This window comes from Micromonospora sp. PLK6-60 (assembly GCF_019890675.1).
In the GTDB taxonomy this organism is placed as follows: Bacteria; Actinomycetota; Actinomycetes; order Mycobacteriales; family Micromonosporaceae; genus Micromonospora.
This window is the reverse complement of record NZ_JAIOAA010000001.1, coordinates 247900-265150: the sequence shown is the minus strand read 5'-3', so window position 1 is coordinate 265150 and position 17251 is coordinate 247900. Positions and strand designations below refer to the sequence as shown.

Genomic DNA, 17251 nt, shown 5'->3' with positions numbered 1-17251 from the left:
GTGCGCCGCGCTCGTGCCCGCCACCACGGCGCGGCCCGGGATCGGGCGGGCCCTGCGCGTCGCGGTCCGCCCGCTCGCCGGGCTGGTGCTGCTCGCCGGGCTGCTGTGGGGGGTGGGCGTCGGCCCGTTCCTGCACGGCCTGCGCCTGATCGACGCCCCGGCGGTCGCCGCGGCGCTCGGCATCGGCGCGCTGACCACCGTCTGCTGCGCCTGGCGGTGGCGACTGGTCGCGGGCGGCCTCGGCGTGCCGCTGCCGCTGGTCGGGGCGGTGGCGCAGTGCTACCGGGCGGTGTTCCTGAACGCCACCCTGCCCGGCGGGGTGCTCGGGGACGTGCACCGGGCGGTGCGCAGCGGGCGCGACGCGGGCGACGTCGGCCGGGGCGTCCGGGCCGTGGTGTGGGAGCGCACTGCGGGGCAGGTGGTGCAGGTGGCGCTGGCCGCGGCGGTGTTGCTGGCCTTCCCGTCGCCGGTGCGGCCGCTGCTGCCGGTGGTGTTGGGGCTGCTGGCCGTGGTCCTGCTCGGCGCGGTGCTGCTGGCCCGGGCGGCGCCGTCGCGCGCCCCGGCCCGCTGGCTGCGGCCGCTGCGGGTGGCCGCCGCCGACCTGCGCGCCGGGGTGCTCGCCCGGCGCACCTGGGCCGGGGTGGTGCTGGCCTCCGCGGTGGCGGTCGGCGGGCATCTGGTCACCTTCCTGGTGGCGGCGCGCACCGCCGGGGCCACCGCGCCGCTGGCCGAGCTGCTGCCGCTGACCCTGCTGGCGCTGCTGGCCATGGCGGTGCCGGCGAACGTCGGCGGGTTCGGGCCGCGCGAGGGGGTGGCGGCGTGGGCGTTCGGCGCCGCCGGCCTCAGCGCCGCCCAGGGTGTGGCCACCGCCACCGTGTACGGGGCGCTGGTGCTGGTGGCGAGCCTGCCCGGCGCCGTGGTGCTGGCCACCCGCTGGCGGCCCCGTCGCGGGCGGGGCGGGCAACAGGCGCGAAACGGTGGTTGAGTGGGTATGTGACCTTGCGCCGGGTGACCCCGCCACCGGCGCCGCACGGAGGAGACACATGGACCACACGCTGCCCCTTGCCACCATCCGTACCCAGGTCTCGGTGCCTCTGCGGTTTCCCGACGGGTACGCCACCACCGGTCGGGTCTTCACCTTCGACGGGCTGGTCGACGCCCGGGAGCACCTCGCGGTCGGCCTGGGTGACTTCGCGGCCGCGGTGCGGCGGCAGGGGACCGGCGAGCCGCCGCTGGTCCGCCCGCACAGCGAGTGCCTGACCGGCGACGTCTTCGGCAGCCAGCGCTGCGACTGCGGGCCGCAGCTGCGGGAGGCGGTGGAGCGGATCGCCGACGCCGGCGGTTTCCTGCTCTACCTGCGTCAGGAGGGGCGGGGCATCGGCCTCTACCCGAAGCTCGACGCGTACGCGTTGCAGGACGCCGGTCTGGACACCTACGAGGCCAACGTGGCCCTGGGGCACCAGGAGGACGAGCGGGACTACGCGGTGGCCGCGCAGATGCTGGCCGCGCTGGACGTGCGCCGGGCGGCGCTGCTGACCAACAACCCGGACAAGTCCGAGCAGCTGCGCCGGTACGGGGTGACGGTCACCGGTCAGGTGCCGACCGGGGTGTTCCTGTCCCCGGCCAACGCCGGCTACCTGGCCGCGAAGGCCAGCCGCGGGGCGCACGTGGCCGACCTGCCCACCGTCGGCTGAGCGGCGGTGTCCGCCGTGGGCCGCCGCCCGTACGTGCTGCTCAGCTGCGCCATGTCGATCGACGGTTACATCGACGACGCCACCGACGAGCGGCTGTTGCTGTCCAACGACTCCGACCTCGACCGGGTGGACGCGGTCCGGGCGGAGGCCGACGCGATCCTGGTCGGGGCCGCCACCGTCCGCCGGGACGACCCGCGGCTGCTGGTCCGCTCGCCCCGGCACCGGGAGCTGCGGGTGGCGCGCGGGCTGCCGCCGTCGCCGACCAAGGTGACCGTGACCGGCAGCGGCGACCTGGACCCGGCGGCCCGGTTCTTCACCGTCGGCGACGCCGACCGGATCGTCTACTGCGGCTCCGCGGCGTGGGACAAGACCCGGGAGCGCCTGGGGCACCTGGCGACGGTGGTCGACGGCGGTGAGCCGGTCGACCCCGCCCGGGTGCTCGCCGACCTGGCCGGCCGGGGGGTGGGCCGGCTGATGGTGGAGGGCGGCGCGCAGGTGCACGCCCAGTTCCTCGCCGCCGGCCTCGCCGACGAGCTGCACCTGGTGCTCGCGCCGTTCTTCGTCGGCGACGGCCGGGCGCCCCGGTTCGTCGGCGACGGGCGGTTCCCGTGGCATCCGGGCCGCCGCGCCCGGGTGGCCGAGGTACGCCAGATCGACGACGTGGTGCTGGTGCGCTACGCGCTGTCCGACCGCTGCCCGGCGGGCTGAGGGCAGGTGCCGTCCCGGTCCGGCTCGTCGGCCGGCGGGCACGGCAACGGGGTGGGCTGGTCGGCGCTGGGCAGGCCGAGGGCCTCGTCCACCCGGTCCAGCACCGCCGCGTCGTCGCCCAGCGTGCCGCGCAGCAGGTCGATCGCGGTCGCCCGGATCTGCCCGACGATCATGGCGAGCGGCAGCGGTGGGTGCGCCGCCAGCAGCCGCGCGCCGATCCGCACCGCCTCCAGCGCCGCGTCGTCGGCCCGCCCGGCGTGCCGCTCCGCCGCCGCCTCACCGGCCAGGTCGGTGGCGAGCGCCTCGCCGGCGGCGCGGACCGCGTCGGCGAGCGCCCGGATGGCGGCGCTGAGCTCGGCCGGGGTGGCGGTGTGCCGGCGGGTCAGGGTGGCGCCGGCGCGGGCCAGCACCCGGATGTTGCGGGCCGCGTAGTCGAGCTGCCGGGCGGTCGTCTCGACCTCGTCGATCCGGTCGAGCTGCCGGCGGCCGCGCACCCGCAGCCGCAGCGCCTCGCCGCAGGCCCGCACGGCGATCCGCAGCCGTTCCACGCAGCCGTCGACCTCCCGCGCGCGGTCCAGCGCGGCCCGCGCGGCCGTCTCGTCGCACCGCTCCAGCGCCGCCGCCACGTCGTCGACCACGCCGGCCAGGTCGGCGTACGCCTGGCGGGCCTCGGTGGCCAGCGGGGCGATCGGGTCGCGGACCGACACGAGCTGGCTCACGGCCAGCGCGACCGCGCCACCGATCAGCGCGTCGACGAACCGGAACGGCATGAAGTCGCCCTTGGGCGCGGCGACCACCACCAGGTACAGCGCGGAGATGGCCGCCTGCACGGTGAGGGTGCTGCTCGCCCCGAGCGCCACCATCAGCCCGATGGTGGCCAGCAGGACGAGGAAGATGGTGGTGTAGCCGGGCCCGAGCGCGTGCACCACCAGTTCGGCGACGAGCACCCCGGCGGCGACCCCGAGCACCATCTCCACCGTCTGCCGGACCCGCTGCCCCCGGGCCTCACCGAGCACCACCAGCGCGGCGCTCGGGGCGAAGAACGGGTCGGGGTGCCCGATCACCCGGGCCGCGAGCACCCAGGCGACGGTGGCCGCCACCGTCGCCTCCACGATCGGTCGCCAGTTTCCCCGCAGCCGGTCACGCGCAGACCGCCACCACTCCCGCACCCTCGGCACCCCTGGCTCCCTTGTCGGTTCGTCGTTGACCGGTGACGCGCCGGGTGCCGTGCCGCACCGGTTCGTGCCCGCACATCTACCCAGGTGGGGGATGGTCCTAACCGGTCACGACGGTGGCGGCCGCCGGGGTCTACCGGTTGCCGTGGTGGCCGGCGCGCGGCCGGAAAATCCACTGTTGACCCCGCAGATCGATGCATGTCAGTGTGTGCTTCCCGGGTCGACCGCCGTGGCCGCCCCCGAGCCGCGGCGACCCCCACCCGCCCCGTCACCCGGGAACGGGATCGTCGGACCCGGACACCCACCCCCGCACCGAGGAGCCCCATGAGACGCACAACGTTGACCGCGGGTGTCACGCTCGCCGTCGTCGCCGCCACCACCACGGTGACGCTGGCCGCGCCGCAAGCCTCCGCGACCATCGCGGCGAAACCGGTCACCGCGGCCGCACCGCTGGCCGCCCTGGCCGCCCCGGACATCTCGATCACCAACGTCCAGGCCCACCTGACCCAGTTCAACAGCATCGCCACCAGCAACGGCGGCAACCGGCGGGCCGGCTCCGCCGGCTACACCGCCTCCGTCGCGTACGTGAAGGGCAAGCTCCAGGCCGCCGGCTACACGGTGACCGAGCAGAACTGCACCTCCTGCACCTACCCCGGCAGCAACCTGATCGCCGAGTGGCCGCAGGGCCCCGCCGACCAGGTGGTGATGTTCGGCGCCCACCTCGACGGCGTCGCCGCCGGCCCGGGCATCAACGACAACGGGTCCGGCTCGGCCAGCCTGCTGGAGAACGCGCTGGTGCTGGCCAGCCAGAACCCGAGCATGACCAAGCGGGTGCGGTTCGCCTGGTGGAACGGCGAGGAGCAGGGCCTGCAGGGCTCGAAGCACTACGTCAACTCGCTGTCGACCACCCAGCGCGGCTACATCAAGGGCTACTACAACTTCGACATGGTGGGCTCGCCCAACGGCGGCTACTTCATCAACCGGATCACCTCCACCACGGCGGCCCCGCTGAAGGCGTACTGGGACTCCTTCGGGCTCCAGCCGGAGGAGAACACCGAGGGCGCCGGCCGCTCCGACGACTACTCGTTCAACAACGCCGGCATCCCCACCTCCGGGTACGCCGCCGGCGCCAGCTACACCAAGACCTCCGCCCAGGCCAGCAAGTGGGGCGGCACCGCCGGGGCGGCGTACGACGGCTGCTACCACCGCGCCTGCGACACCACCAGCAACATCAACACCACAATCCTCAACCGCAGCGCGGACGGCATCGCGTACGCCATCTGGCAGCTCGCCGTCGGCACCGGCACCCCCACCAACGACTTCTCGGTGTCGGTCAGCCCGACCTCCGGCAGCGTCGCCCGGGGCGCCGCCACCACCGCCACGGTCAGCACCGCCACCACCAGCGGCAGCGCCCAGACCGTGAGCCTGTCCGCCAGCGGCGCGCCCAGCGGCGTGACGGTCTCCTTCAGCCCGTCGTCGGTGACCTCCGGCGGCACCTCCACCATGACCGTCAGCGCCTCGTCCACGGCCACCACCGGCACCTTCACCCTCACGGTCACCGGCACCGGCTCGGTCACCCGGACCGCCACCTACAGCCTCACCGTCACCGGCACCGGCGGCTGCGCCGGCGGCCAGGTCGTCGGCAACAGCAGCTTCGAGTCCGGCACCGCCCCGTGGACCGCCAGCTCGGGCGTCATCACCAACTCGGCCAGCCAGCCGGCCCGCACCGGCTCCTACAAGGCCTGGCTGAACGGGTACGGCACCAGCCGCACCGACACGCTGTCCCAGTCGCTGACCGTCCCGGCCGGCTGCGCGACCTACACCCTCGCCTTCTACCTGCACATCGACAGCGCCGAGACGACCAGCACCACCGCCTACGACAAACTCACCGTGCAGCTCGGCACCACCACCCTGGCCACCTACTCGAACCTCAACCGGGCCAGCGGCTACCAGCTGCGCACGTTCAACGCCGCCGCGTACGCCGGCCAGACCGTCACCCTGAAGTTCACCGGGGTGGAGGACGCCTCCCTGCAGACCAGCTTCGTCATCGACGACGTGACCCTGCAGGCGAGCTGACCCGCGCCGGAGGGGACGGGCCACGCGGTCCGTCCCCTCCGGACGGTCGGGCATCGATTGTCGTACCCCTCGGGCAGCATGACGGCATGGTTGCCTCCGCCCCCCTCGACCACGCCGACCAGCCTCGCTCCGTGCCGCTGCGCGAGGCCCGCACCCGGCTCACCCAACTCGTCGCCCTCGCCGAGCTGACCGACACGGTCACCGTGCTCACCCGCGACCGCGATCACCGGCCGGTCGCCGCGATCGTCCCCGCCGGCGCCGCCCGCACCGGCGCACAGGCCCGCGCCGACGCCGACCGGGTCGCCGCCGTCACCGCCGGCTGGGCCCGCCGCCTCGACCAGGCCCACCGGCAGAGCGCCCGCCGGCACGCCGCCGAGCTGCGCGCGGTCACCGCGGCCCTGGCCGAGGCCTGGGCCGAGCTGGACCGCCGGTCCCGCCCCGGCGGTGATCCGGCGCTGGACCGGCTCCGCGCCGCCCACGCCGACCTGCTGCGGGACCTGCCACCCGGGTCGGCCCGACCGGCGGAGGCGGGCTAGCCGCCACCCGTGATCGCCGCCGACCGACCCTTCCCGCAGCCCCGCTGGCGGGGCCGCGACATCACCCGGCAGGACTGGCTCATGCTCCCGCGCGCCCAGCCTCCGCCTCGTCCAGCCGGGCCAGGTCCGCCTCCGACAGGCGCAGCGCCCCCGCGGCGATGTTCTGCGCCAGGTGCTCCGGGTTGCCGGTGCCGGGAATGGCCAGCACGTGCCGCCCCTGGTGCAGGGTCCAGGCCAGCCGCACCTGGGCCGGCGTCGCCCCGCGCGCGTCCGCCACCGCGCGCACCGCGGCGTCGTCGGCGACCCCGCCGCCCTCCCGTCCCTCGCCGGTGATGGCGAAGAACGGCACGAAGGCGATGCCCAGCTCGCCGCAGCGGCGCAGCAGCGGCGCGGAGCGGCGCTGGTCCAGGCCGTACCGGTTCTGCACGCAGACCACCGGGGCGATCTGAAGGGCCTGCGTCAGGTGCTCGGGCCGGACGTTGGACAGGCCGAGGTGCCGGATCAGTCCGGCCGCGCGCAGCTCCGCGAGGGCCCCGAAGTGCTCCGCGATCGAGTCCAGGCCGGCCTGTCGCAGGTTCACCACGTCCAGGTGGTCGCGCCCGAGCTGGCGCAGGTTCTCCTCCACCTGCCCGCGCAACTGCTCCGGCCGGGCCAGCGGCAACCACTCGCCGGACGGGTCCCGGCCCGGCCCCACCTTCGTGGTCACCACCAGGTCGTCCGGGTACGGCGCGAACGCGCGGTTGATCAGTTCGTTGGCCGAGCGCAGCGCGGAGAAATAGAAGGCGGCCGTGTCGACGTGGTTCACCCCGAGCTCCCGCGCCCGGCGCAGCACGCCGATCGCGGTGTCCCGGTCACTGGGGGAGCCGTCGGGCTTCGCGGTCAGTCGCATCGCGCCGAAGCCGATCCGGCGTACGGTCGTGTCGCCGAGGGTCCACTCACCCGCCGCGCCGGCGGTGACATCGTGTGCAGGCATCCGGCGAAGCTAGGCCATCGGCCCCCGGCTGCGCAGTCGGCCGGCCACCCGATGGTGCGGCGACGCCGGCGCTGATAGGTTTCTATCGTCGCCGACGGGTCGGCTCACCGGGGCCAGTCCGCGAAGGCGCTGCGCACCACGCCGATCTGCGCCGGGGTGAGGCGGTAGAGCGTGAAGCGGTGTCGGGCAGCCGATCAAGCCGTCGGGTCGCGTCGAGGATCTCTTCATCCGTGAGATCGGGGTCGGCGCGCCGGCCGAGTGTGAGCAGGTCACCCCGGTTGTAGCGGTCGAGGACTGCTGCGACGTCAACGTAGTCGCGCGGCTGGGCCCGGGTGATCATGGCCGCGACCTTGGTTCCGATGACGTCGTCGAGGTGCAGCACCGGCCCGATGTCGAGCACGACAGGGCTGGTGGTGCGGGCGAAGCGTACGAGTTGCAGGCGTACGACCTGCGCGTCCCGCCGGACCTCGAACTCGGTCATCTCCTGGTCGAAGCCGTAGAAGACCTCGTCCAGCTCGCTGGGGTCGGCGATGGTGTCGACCTCGAAGCCTGCGACGAGTAGGGCGACGCGGACCACGTCGGCGGCGGCGCGGACGCCGCCGGCGACGTCGGTGAACAGGTCAACGTCTTCGGTGGGCCGGGTGCCGACGCCGTGGGCGATGAGGGCCTGGCCGCCGGCCAGGGCGAAGCCGTGACGGCTGGCGGCGGCCAGCGCGACACGGGCCACAGCGGTTTGGAACGGGTCCGGTGCGGGCGGCATCAGGCGGCGATGTCCCGGCCGCGTAGCCCCGGATGGCGCTCCTGCCAGGTGCGCCGGACGCCGCGAGGAAGGTGCAGCTGGGGCCAGAGTCGGGTGAGGGTGGACCCGTGCAGCCAGGTGCGTAGTTCGTCGGGGTGGACGGCCTCGGTGAGAACCGTTTCGTACATCCACGCCAGCAGTCCTGGTTGGTCGAGGTCGACATGCCGGTCGGGCTGCCAGAACAGGCGGTGGGGCAACTCGACGATCCCGGTGACGGGACCCCGCAACTCGTTCAGGTCATCGACCACGACCGCTCGACGCCCGGGGCGGGCCTCGTAGGGCGCCCGCGAGCTGCGGAGTGCACGGATCGGGTCCATGTGGCCCAGGGTAACCCGGTAGACGCGCGACGGTGCTGAGCTGACGCGTGGCGGAGCCGTGGACCGGTCCCGGTCGGTCGACGGCGGATCGGTCGGCGGCGCGGTCACTCCGTCCTGGCACCGTTGACGACCCGCTGGACGTCGTCGCGCTCGGCGTCTTGCCAGGCCGACGCCGCGTCCACCGGCCGAGGCGTGTCACGCCCGGCCCACGCGGTGGTCAACAGGTACAGCGCCGCGACGTAGCTGATCATCACCGCCAACCCCCGCCCGGGCAGCGCCAGCCCGGCCGCGCCCGCGCCGATCAGCGCGTCGGAGAGCAGGAAGAGCGCCCCACCGGCCGCCGCCCGCCGGGAGACCCCGGCCGCCGCGGCGGCCATCAGGCTCAGCGCCAGGCTGTAGCCGAGCACCGGCAGCCGCAGCTCGCCCAGCCGCGGCCAGAGCAGCGCGTTCGCCGCGACCCACAGCGCCAGGTAGCCGGCCACGGCCGGAACGGGCGGCCGCCGGTGCCGCAGGAACGCCGCCAGCAGGCAGAGCTGGGTGCCGAGGAAGCACCCCATCCCGGCCAGGAACGCGGTCGTGCCGGGCAGCAGCAGCGCCACGTCACCGGCCGTGGCGAACACCAGGCCCGTCGCCACCAGGTCCCAGTGCCGGCGTACGGCGAGCAGCCGGACCAGCAGCAGCGGCGCGAGCAGCGGCTTGGCCGCCCACTGCAACGCCGGCTGGTCGAGCGCGACGCCGGCCAGCTCGACCGCGACGACCAGCCCGAACAGCACCGGCCAGGCCCGCCTCATCGGGCCGGCTGCCAGCCGGGACGGCCGAACAGGTAGCCGAGCCGGTGCCGCCACGACGGGGTGCGGCGCACGTCGGCCCAGATCGCCGCGTACTCGTGGGTGGCCACGCGCAGCGGGTTGTAACTGCCGATGTTCTTCGTCAGCCCGTACCGGACGGTGGCGCCCTCCGGCTCGAAGGTGCCGAAGAGCCGGTCCCAGACGATCAGGATGCCGCCGTAGTTGCGGTCCAGGTATTCCCGGTTGGAGCCGTGGTGCACCCGGTGGTGCGACGGCGTGTTGAACATCCACTCGATCGGCCGGGGCAGCCGGCCGACCCGCTCGGTGTGCAGGAAGAACTGGTAGAGCAGGCTGATCGACTGCTGGAGGAAGATCATCCACGGGGGGATGCCGAGCAGGGTCAGGCCGAGCCAGAACGGCAGCGAGGTCATCGGCGTCCAGCTCTGGCGCAGCGCCGTGGAGAAGTTGTAGAAGGTGCTGGAGTGGTGCACCACGTGGCTGGCCCAGAAGAAGCGCACCTCGTGGTGGACCCGGTGGAACCAGTAGTAGGCCAGGTCGTCGGCGAAGAACAGCAGCACCCAGGTCCACACGCTGGTGGGGGAGAGCTGCACCGGGGCGATCGACCAGAGCCCGGCGTACAGGCCGATGGTGAGCAGCTTCCAGGGGAAGCCGATCACCTGGCTGCCGGCGCCCATGGTGAGGCTGGTGGCGGTGTCGCGCAGTTCGTAGCCGCGTTCGTCGTCGTCCGGCGCGAACCGGTAGGACAGCGCCTCGACGACGACGAGCAGCAGGAACGCCGGTACGGCATAGAGCACGGCGGGGATCATGCTCGGCCTTCCTTCAGGTGGTGGGGGTGGTGAGGGCGGCGGTGAGCAGGTCGTACGCCTCCCGGCCGGCGTCCGCGCCGCGCCCGGTGGCGATGGCCTCGGCCAGGCGGCGGTGCCCGGCGACGTCCAGCAGCTCGGCGGCGCGGCGCTCCGGCGGCACGTCGCCGACGGCCACCGCCCCGGCGACCAGGCTGTTGAACGCCAGCAGGTACGCGGTGTTGCCGGAGCCGTTGACGATCGTGCGCCAGAGCGCGATGTTCGCCTCGCCCATGGCGGGCAGGTCGGGGGCGAGCGCGGCGAACTCCTCGACCACCGCGACGAGGCCGCGCCGCAGCTCGTCCGGCGCGCGTTCGGCGCAGAGCCGGGCCGCGTCGACGCCGATGCAGGCGCGCATCTCCAGCATGTCGCGGACCAGGTTCTCCACCGGCAGCACGTCGCCGGACTGGGCCAGCGACAGGGCCAGGTCGAGGCCGGCGTGCACCCGCCAGTCGAGGACCCGGGTGGCGCCGCCCTGGCTGACCCGCAGCAGCCCGAGCTGCTGGAGGCGGCGCAGCGCCTCGCGCACCGCGTGCCGGTTCACCGCGAAGGCGCCGGCCAGCTCCCGCTCGCCGGGGAGCGGGTCGTCGGGGCGGTAGCGGCCGCTGACGATCGCGTCGCGCAGCTGGGCGAAGACGTGGTCGGAGACGGAGGCGCGGGGGACGGGGGCGAAGGCCACGCCAGCAGTGTGACGGCCGACACGTCAACCCGTCAACTGGTTGGACCAGCTTTTCGTACGCACGAAACGGCGGCCGGGTCGCGAGGACCCGGCCGCCGTCGCGCGTGGCTCAGGACCGGCCGCGCTCGGCCCGGTAGCGGCGGATCAGCGCCGCGGTCGACGAGTCCACATCCGACAGGTCCGGCGCCGCGCCGGTGAGCTTCGGGGCGAGCTGGTTCGCCATCACCTTGCCCAGCTCCACGCCCCACTGGTCGAACGGGTTGATGTCCCAGATCGCGCCCTCGGTGAACACGATGTGCTCGTAGAGGGCGATCAGCTGCCCGAGCGTGGCCGGGGTGAGCTTCGGCGCGATGATCGAGGTGGTCGGGTGGTTGCCCGGCATCACCCGGTGCGGCACCACCGCCGGGTCGGTGCCCTCGGCCTCCACCTGCTCCTTCGTCCGGCCGAACGCCAGCGCGGCGGTCTGCGCGAAGAAGTTCGACATGAACAGGTCGTGCATGTCGGCCAGGTCGTGGTTGGGCCGGCTGAACCCGATGAAGTCGGCCGGGATCAGCACCGTGCCCTGGTGGATCAGCTGATAGAAGGCGTGCTGGCCGTTGGTGCCCGGCTCGCCCCAGAAGATCTCACCGGTGGCGTAATCGACCGGGGTGCCGTCCAGCGTCACCGACTTGCCGTTGCTCTCCATCGTCAGCTGCTGCAGGTACGCCGGGAACCGGTGCAGATACTGCGAGTACGGCAGCACCGCGTGGGTCTGCGCGCCGAGGAAGTCGACGTACCAGACGTTCAGCAGCCCCAGCAGCGCCGGCAGGTTGCGCTCCACCGGCGTGCTGCGGAAGTGCTCGTCCACGGCGTGGTAGCCGGCCAGCAGCTCCCGGAACCGGTCCGGCCCGACGGCCAGCATCACCGACAACCCGACCGCCGAGGGCAGCGAGTACCGGCCGCCCACCCAGTCCCAGAAGCCGAACATGTTCGCCGGGTCGATGCCGAAGTCGGCCACCCGCTGCGCGTTGGTGCTCACCGCGACGAAGTGCTTCGCGATGGCCGCGTCGTCGTCGGCGTCCAGCCCGGACAGCAGCCAGGTCTTGGCCTGCTCGGCGTTGGCCAGCGTCTCCTGGGTGGAGAAGGTCTTGGAGACCACCACGAACAGGGTGCTCGCCGGATCGAGGTCGTGGGTCTTGTCGTGGATGTCGGTCGGGTCGATGTTCGAGACGAACCGGCAGCTCAACCCCGCGTCCCGGTAGGCCTTGAGCGCCTCGTACGCCATCACCGGCCCCAGGTCGGAGCCGCCGATGCCGATGTTGACCACGGTGCGGATCCGCTCCCCGGTGTGCCCGCGCCACTGCCCCGAGCGCACCCGCTCGGCGAACGCCGACATCCGGTCCAGCACCTCGTGCACGTCGGCGACCACGTCCTGCCCGTCGACGGTCAGCGACGCGTCCCGGGGCAGCCGCAGCGCGGTGTGCAGCACCGCCCGGTCCTCGGTGGAGTTGATGTGCCGCCCGGCGAACATCGCCGCGATCCGGTCGGTCAGCCCGACCCGCTCGGCCAGCCCGGTGAGCAGGCCCAGTGTCTCGTCGGTGACCAGGTTCTTGCTGTAGTCCACGTGCAGGTCGGCGACCTCGCCGGTGAGCCGCTCACCCCGGCGCGGATCGGCGGCGAACAGGTCCCGCAGATGGGCGCCGCGCATCGTCTCGGCGTGCTTGCGCAGCGCCTGCCATTCGTCGGTGGTGGTCACACTGGCCATCGGGTCGATCGTCTCCTTCGCCACGGGTCGCCGGCGGCGCCTCGCGCTCCACCACCGGCTCGCCGTCCAGCCTGCCACCCGCCAGCGGCCGGCGCGACGCGACACCGCGCACCCGCCCCACCGGGTGGCCGGAGACACGCCGTTGCGACACCTGTACGACACGCCGCTCACCCGGTGACACTCTTCGACTGCGGACAGTAAGCTCGCCCCTGCCCCGCACCTCGGTCACCGGAGGAACCCATGGCGACGGTCATTGGCCCGCGCCGCGCCCCCGACGCGGACGCCCCCACGGAGGACGACGGGATAGCGCTGCCCGAGCTGGAGGACGGCCACTGGATGCACCACGCCACCCGGTTCGCCCACACCAGCTTCCGCGCGGTCGCCCGACGCCTGCCGCACCTGGTCCGGGAGGCGGTCACCCTGGCCTGGGCGACCAGCCGGCGGGACACCGCCGCGGCGATCGGGCTCAACCTCGCCGCCGGGGTGATGACCACCCTCGGCCTGCTGGCCACCACCGGGGTGCTGCGGGAGCTGTTCGCCGCCGGCCCCACGCCGGACCGGGTCCGGGCCGCGCTGCCCGCGCTGGCGCTGGCCGCCGGTGCGGTGGCCGCCAAGGGCGCCCTCACCGTCGCCGCCGGATGGGCCCAGGCCCGGCTGATCCCGCAGATCAACTACGCGGTGGAGTTGCGGCTCTTCGAGGCCACCACGGCCGTCGAGCTGGCCGCCTTCGACGACGCCGGCTTCGCCGAGGAGATGGACCGGGTCCGCGACCGGGGGATGGCCGAGGCCGCGTCCATCGTCGACCACACCGTCAACCTGATCACCGGCCTGGTCGGGGTGCTCGCCACCGCCGCGGCGGTGACCGTGATCCAGCCGGTGCTGTTGCCCTGCCTGCTGCTCGCGGCGGTGCCCGAGGCGGTCACCGCCGTCCGGATGGCCCGCCGGCAATACCTGGCCATGCTGGCCCGGATCACCCGACGCCGGCGGATGTGGATGCTGGCGCACCTGATGGCCAACCGGCACACCGCCGCCGAGGTCCGCGCCTACCAGATGCGCGACTTTCTGCTCGCCGAATACCGCCGGATGATGGCCGTCGAGACCCGGGCGCAACTGCGCCTGACCCGCGAGCAGAGCGTCACCCGGGCGATCGGCATGTCGATCGGCGGCCTCGCCGCCTTCGCCCTCTACGCGGTGCTGGCCGGGCTGCTGCTCACCGGGGTGGTGGCGCTGGCCGCCGCGGCCACCGCCCTGCTGGCCCTCCAGACCGCCCGGTCGAGTCTCGGCATCGCGGTGTTCGCCACCAACAACCTCTACGAGGACGCCCTCTACTACCAGGACTACCGGGACTTCCTCGACCGGGCCGCCGAACGGGTCCCCGAGGGCGCGGACCGACCGGTCGGCGGCCTCGACACCATCGAGCTGGACGCCGTCACCCTGCGCTACCCGGACACCGACACCGCCGCGGTGGACGAGGTGAGCCTCACCATCCGGCGCGGCGAGGTGGTCGCCCTGGTCGGCGAGAACGGCTCCGGCAAGACCACCCTCGCCAAGCTCATCGCCGGCCTCTACCGTCCCACCGGCGGGACGATCCGGTGGGACGGCGTCGACACCGCCGAGCTGGACCCGGCCACCATCGCCGCCCAGGTCGCCGTGATGAGCCAGGAATACTGGAAGTTCCCCTTCACCGCCGGGCAGAACATCCGCATCGGGCGGCACGACCGCCGCGAGGGACAACCGGGCCCCACGGTCGAGGGGGCCGCCCGCTCCGCCGCCGCGCACGACATGATCGCCGACCTGCCGTTCGGCTACGACACCCTGCTCGACCGCGAGTTCAAGAACGGCCAGGAGCTCTCCGGCGGCCAGTGGCAGCGCCTGGTCGCCGCCCGCGGCCTCTACCGCGACGCCCGGCTGCTGATCTGCGACGAGCCCTCCGCCGCGCTGGACGCCCGCGCCGAGCACGCGCTCTTCCAGCACCTGCGCCGCCGCCCCGACCGGGCCGTCGTGCTGATCACCCACCGGCTGGCCAACGTCCGGCACGCCGACCAGATCTTCGTGATGGACCACGGCCGGCTCGTCCAGCGGGGCACCCACGACGAGCTGATGGCCGTCGACGGCCTCTACCGGGAGCTGTTCGAGTTGCAGGCCAGCGGCTACCTGGCCGGCGCCCCGGAGTGAGCCCCGGCGCTGCCGGGGCTGGTCGACGCGGCCCCGGTCACTCGATGTTGCCGGTCACCACGTTGTTCGCGCCGGCCAGCGACTTCCCGCCGACGGCGTGGTCGGCGGCCCGCATCACGTTGTTGCTGACGATCCAGTGGTTGCTGCTGCCCGTGGTGATGATCGGTCGGGTCTGCTTCCTCGCCGCCCGCTCGTCGTAGAACTGGTTACCCAGCACCTGGCAGTGGCTGGTGTCCGACCCGCGCAGCCCCTCCAGGGTGTTCTCGTGGAAGTCCAGCCCGCTGATCCGGGTGCGTGGCGCCGCCACCAGGGTGACCCCGGTGCCGGCGTTGCGCCACAGCCGCCCACCGACGACCTGGGTGCCGGTGACCTGCCAGGCGTCCAGCCCGTTGCCGCCGTTGCTCTCCAGATAGACGTTCTGGAACAGGTTGTGGCTGCCGTTGTTGCGCAGCTCGACGCCGTTGCCGACGCAGCCCCAGACGTGCAGGTTGTCGAAGAAGCCCGCGCTGTCCTGCACCCGCAGGCCCCGCTGGCACCGGCCGATCCAGGTGTTGAGGAACTCGTTGTCGTACGCCCAGCCGGCGACGAGCACGCCGGTGCCCTTGCAGTCGATGACGTTGATGTCGGTGACCTTGTTGGCGTGCGCGCTGTTGTTCGCGTCGGTGCCGACGAACTCCAGGCCGTGGCTGCCCGAGTTGGTCAGGTAGAGGTTGCCGAGATGGGTGCGGGCCCGGCGCACGGTCAGCAGCACCCCGGACGTGCCCAGCCCGTCGAACTGCACGCCGCGCAGGTGGTTGAGGAAGCCGGTGGAGACCAGCCGGCCGGTCCAGCCGTTGGCCGGCGAGATCACCGAACCGCCGACGTTCGCCCCGGTCCAGGTGACGTTCTTGGGCAGGACCAGTTCGGCGCCGAGCCCCAGCCGCCCGGCGGGGTGATAGATCTCCCCGCCGCCGGCGGGCAGCAGTGTGGTGAGCGCGGTGGTCACCGTCGCCCACTCGTCGCTGCCGTCGAGGCGGCAGCCCACCGCTGGGTCCAGCAGACTCAGCGGGGCCTCCCGCACGACGGCGGCCGCACCCGTGCCGACGCCGGCTGCTGACGGCGGACCCGCCGCGTCCGCCGGGCCGGGCAGGGTGGTGGCGAGCGCGGCGCCCGCGCCACCGGCGAACAACGCGCGCCGGCCGACCCGCCGGGGCGGACCGCCCAGCGGCGGCGCGGGACGGGACGGCGGGGTGTCGGCGGGATCCACGGCAGCTCCAGGGAAGGTGATCAGGTGCCGACACCCTACAAAGGACGGACGCCTCGCGGGTGCCCGTGACCTGCGGCCAGGGCGTCGGTCAGCCGGCGGCGACGGCGGCCCGCCGGCCGGTCAGCGCCGGCTCGGCCAGCACCGCCGCCAGCGCGAGCGCCGACACCAGCCCGCCCACGACGAAGGCCGCCCCGACGCCCACGGCCGACAGGATCAGCCCGCCGAGCACCGTGCCCGCCGCGATGCCGACGTTGAAGGTCGCCGAGTTGGCCGCGAAGCCCAGCTCGGTGCGCCCCGGGGTCACGTGCAGCACCCGGGCCTGGGTGACCATGAAGACCGGCACCGCCGTGCCGCCCAGCAGCGCCAGCAGCACGACCACCGCGGCCCGCTGGTCGAGCAGGCCGAGCCCGGTCAGTGCCGCCGCCTGCCCGCCCACGGTCAGCGCCAACGCCGCCCGGGGCCGCCGGTCGACGATCCGGCCGACCAGGGCCACCCCGGCGAGGCCGGCGACGCCGAAGACGGCCAGCAGCGCGCCGACCGCGCCGGCGTCGAACCCGGGGGCCCCGGTGAGCAGCCGGGTCACGTACGTGAAGGCGGTGAACATGCCGGTCACCGAGACGGCCGTGACCACCAGCAGCAGCGCGAACCGGCCACGGTGCGGCGCCGAGGCGTACGCGCCGTGGCTGCGCTCCGGGGCGCTGCCGGGCAGCAGCGCACCCACCACCAGCAGGGCGGCCAGCGCGGCCCCGGCGAGCAGCAGGAACGGCAGCCGCCACCCGTCGCGCTGGCCGAGCCAGGTGCCGGCCGGCACGCCCGCCACGGCGGCCAGCGAGCCGCCGATCGACATCACCGCGACCACCCGCCCGCGCACGGCGGGGGAGAAGAGACCGACCGCCACCGGCGCGGTCACCGCCCAGAACAGCGCCTGGGCCAGCGCCGTGGCGACCCGGGCGCCGAACAGCACCGGGTACGCGGTGGCCAGCGCACCGGCCAGGGTGGACAGGGCCAGCACGGCGAGCACCCCGGCGAGCAGCCCGCGCCGGGGCACGTCCCGGGTCAGCCGGGCCAGCGGCAGCGAGACGGCGGCAACGGTCAGCCCATACCCGCCGACCAGCCAACCCACCCAGGGCAGCGGCACGTCCAGGTCGGCCGCGATCAGCGGTAGCAGACCGATCGGCAGGTTCTCGGTGGTGTTGAACAGGAACGCCGAGCCGGCCAGCGCCAGCAGCACCGCCACCCGCCGTGCTGGCTCCGCGCCGCGTCGCACCATGCCGTCCTCCCCGTGCCGGCGTGCGGGCACCCGCCGAGCCTAGGGCACCCGCCACCGACCGGTGGCCCGGGTGACGACCGGTCGGCCCCGACGGCCGGTGGGACCGAAGGCCGGTGGCGACGACCGGTCGGCGCGGGCCGGTGCGACGACCGGTGGGACCGGGGGGCCGGTGGCGACGACCGGTCGGCCCGGCGTCGGCCGCGACGAT

At 74.2% G+C, this 17251-nt stretch carries 15 protein-coding genes and 1 pseudogene; 6 read left to right on the top strand and 10 right to left on the bottom strand.

The window, feature by feature from the left end; all coding sequences use genetic code 11:
* Window positions 1-13 precede the first annotated feature (13 nt).
* The 3 genes from K7640_RS01020 to K7640_RS01010 are packed head-to-tail and all read left to right on the top strand — an operon-like array spanning window position 14 to window position 2402.
* Window positions 14-985 carry a lysylphosphatidylglycerol synthase domain-containing protein gene (locus K7640_RS01020; RefSeq protein WP_222953111.1) on the top strand — a complete coding sequence of 324 codons (972 nt, stop codon included), beginning with the start codon at window positions 14-16 and terminating at the stop codon, window positions 983-985.
* 58 nt (window positions 986-1043) lie between these two features.
* Complete coding sequence (gene ribA, locus K7640_RS01015; RefSeq protein ID WP_222952729.1) at window positions 1044-1694, top strand: GTP cyclohydrolase II; 651 nt, start codon at window positions 1044-1046, stop codon at window positions 1692-1694.
* Between the two features lie 15 nt (window positions 1695-1709).
* Window positions 1710-2402, top strand: a complete 693-nt coding sequence (locus K7640_RS01010) for a dihydrofolate reductase family protein (protein WP_222953110.1) — start codon at window positions 1710-1712, stop codon at window positions 2400-2402.
* On the opposite strand, the gene K7640_RS01005 is transcribed toward K7640_RS01010, so the two are convergent.
* On the bottom strand, window positions 2369-3580 hold the full coding sequence (locus K7640_RS01005; protein ID WP_308042388.1) for an FUSC family protein: 1212 nt from the start codon (window positions 3578-3580) through the stop codon (window positions 2369-2371). The genes K7640_RS01010 and K7640_RS01005 overlap by 34 nt on opposite strands.
* A 321-nt stretch (window positions 3581-3901) precedes the next feature.
* Here K7640_RS01005 and K7640_RS01000 point away from each other — a divergent pair, with 321 nt between their 5' ends.
* A complete protein-coding gene (locus K7640_RS01000) occupies window positions 3902-5653 on the top strand; it encodes a M28 family metallopeptidase (protein ID WP_222952728.1) in 1752 nt (583 codons plus the stop codon).
* Between the two features lie 86 nt (window positions 5654-5739).
* Entirely contained in the window at window positions 5740-6189 is a 450-nt protein-coding gene (locus K7640_RS00995) for a type II toxin-antitoxin system Phd/YefM family antitoxin (RefSeq protein ID WP_222952727.1), read from the top strand.
* Between the two features lie 79 nt (window positions 6190-6268).
* Here K7640_RS00995 and K7640_RS00990 read toward each other — a convergent pair whose 3' ends face one another.
* The 7 genes and pseudogenes from K7640_RS00990 to pgi form a co-directional block, all read right to left on the bottom strand.
* Complete coding sequence (locus tag K7640_RS00990) at window positions 6269-7162, bottom strand: aldo/keto reductase (protein ID WP_222952726.1); 894 nt, start codon at window positions 7160-7162, stop codon at window positions 6269-6271.
* 104 nt (window positions 7163-7266) lie between these two features.
* Window positions 7267-7922, bottom strand: a pseudogene (locus K7640_RS00985) (nucleotidyl transferase AbiEii/AbiGii toxin family protein).
* A complete protein-coding gene (locus K7640_RS00980) occupies window positions 7922-8278 on the bottom strand; it encodes a hypothetical protein (RefSeq protein WP_222952725.1) in 357 nt (118 codons plus the stop codon). The pseudogene K7640_RS00985 and the gene K7640_RS00980 overlap by 1 nt, the downstream one beginning before the upstream one ends.
* 104 nt (window positions 8279-8382) lie before the next feature.
* The gene (locus K7640_RS00975; RefSeq protein WP_222952724.1) at window positions 8383-9069 is read right to left on the bottom strand and encodes a lysoplasmalogenase; all 687 of its coding nucleotides are present in this window, start codon (window positions 9067-9069) and stop codon (window positions 8383-8385) included.
* On the bottom strand, window positions 9066-9893 hold the full coding sequence (locus K7640_RS00970; protein WP_222952723.1) for a sterol desaturase family protein: 828 nt from the start codon (window positions 9891-9893) through the stop codon (window positions 9066-9068). Before K7640_RS00970 ends, K7640_RS00975 begins: the two co-directional genes overlap by 4 nt.
* 13 nt (window positions 9894-9906) lie before the next feature.
* Window positions 9907-10608, bottom strand: coding sequence for a FadR/GntR family transcriptional regulator (locus tag K7640_RS30680; RefSeq protein ID WP_222952722.1), 702 nt, complete (start codon window positions 10606-10608; stop codon window positions 9907-9909).
* Window positions 10609-10717: 109 nt separating this feature from the next.
* Complete coding sequence (pgi, locus tag K7640_RS00960) at window positions 10718-12352, bottom strand: glucose-6-phosphate isomerase (RefSeq protein ID WP_222952721.1); 1635 nt, start codon at window positions 12350-12352, stop codon at window positions 10718-10720.
* Window positions 12353-12592: 240 nt separating this feature from the next.
* Here pgi and K7640_RS00955 point away from each other — a divergent pair, with 240 nt between their 5' ends.
* Window positions 12593-14527 carry an ABC transporter ATP-binding protein gene (locus K7640_RS00955; protein WP_222952720.1) on the top strand — a complete coding sequence of 645 codons (1935 nt, stop codon included), beginning with the start codon at window positions 12593-12595 and terminating at the stop codon, window positions 14525-14527.
* A gap of 37 nt (window positions 14528-14564) precedes the next feature.
* Here the strand turns inward: K7640_RS00955 and K7640_RS00950 are convergent, their stop codons facing one another.
* Together K7640_RS00950 and K7640_RS00945 are read right to left on the bottom strand one after the other, a co-directional pair.
* A complete protein-coding gene (locus tag K7640_RS00950; RefSeq protein WP_222952719.1) occupies window positions 14565-15773 on the bottom strand; it encodes a right-handed parallel beta-helix repeat-containing protein in 1209 nt (402 codons plus the stop codon).
* Between the two features lie 88 nt (window positions 15774-15861).
* The gene (locus tag K7640_RS00945; protein ID WP_222952718.1) at window positions 15862-17073 is read right to left on the bottom strand and encodes an MFS transporter; all 1212 of its coding nucleotides are present in this window, start codon (window positions 17071-17073) and stop codon (window positions 15862-15864) included.
* Window positions 17074-17251 lie beyond the last annotated feature (178 nt).

What these genes read in the sequence shown, in the direction of transcription:
- K7640_RS00970 (WP_222952723.1), bottom strand. Translation starts at nt 9,893, where the DNA reads ATGATCCCCGCCGTGCTCTATGCCGTACCGGCGTTCCTGCTGCTCGTC.
- K7640_RS00990 (WP_222952726.1), bottom strand. Translation starts at nt 7,162, where the DNA reads ATGCCTGCACACGATGTCACCGCCGGCGCGGCGGGTGAGTGGACCCTC.
- K7640_RS00980 (WP_222952725.1), bottom strand. Translation starts at nt 8,278, where the DNA reads ATGGACCCGATCCGTGCACTCCGCAGCTCGCGGGCGCCCTACGAGGCC.
- K7640_RS00995 (WP_222952727.1), top strand. Translation starts at nt 5,740, where the DNA reads ATGGTTGCCTCCGCCCCCCTCGACCACGCCGACCAGCCTCGCTCCGTG.
- K7640_RS00975 (WP_222952724.1), bottom strand. Translation starts at nt 9,069, where the DNA reads ATGAGGCGGGCCTGGCCGGTGCTGTTCGGGCTGGTCGTCGCGGTCGAG.
- pgi (WP_222952721.1), bottom strand. Translation starts at nt 12,352, where the DNA reads ATGGCCAGTGTGACCACCACCGACGAATGGCAGGCGCTGCGCAAGCAC.
- ribA (WP_222952729.1), top strand. Translation starts at nt 1,044, where the DNA reads ATGGACCACACGCTGCCCCTTGCCACCATCCGTACCCAGGTCTCGGTG.
- K7640_RS01000 (WP_222952728.1), top strand. Translation starts at nt 3,902, where the DNA reads ATGAGACGCACAACGTTGACCGCGGGTGTCACGCTCGCCGTCGTCGCC.
- K7640_RS00955 (WP_222952720.1), top strand. Translation starts at nt 12,593, where the DNA reads ATGGCGACGGTCATTGGCCCGCGCCGCGCCCCCGACGCGGACGCCCCC.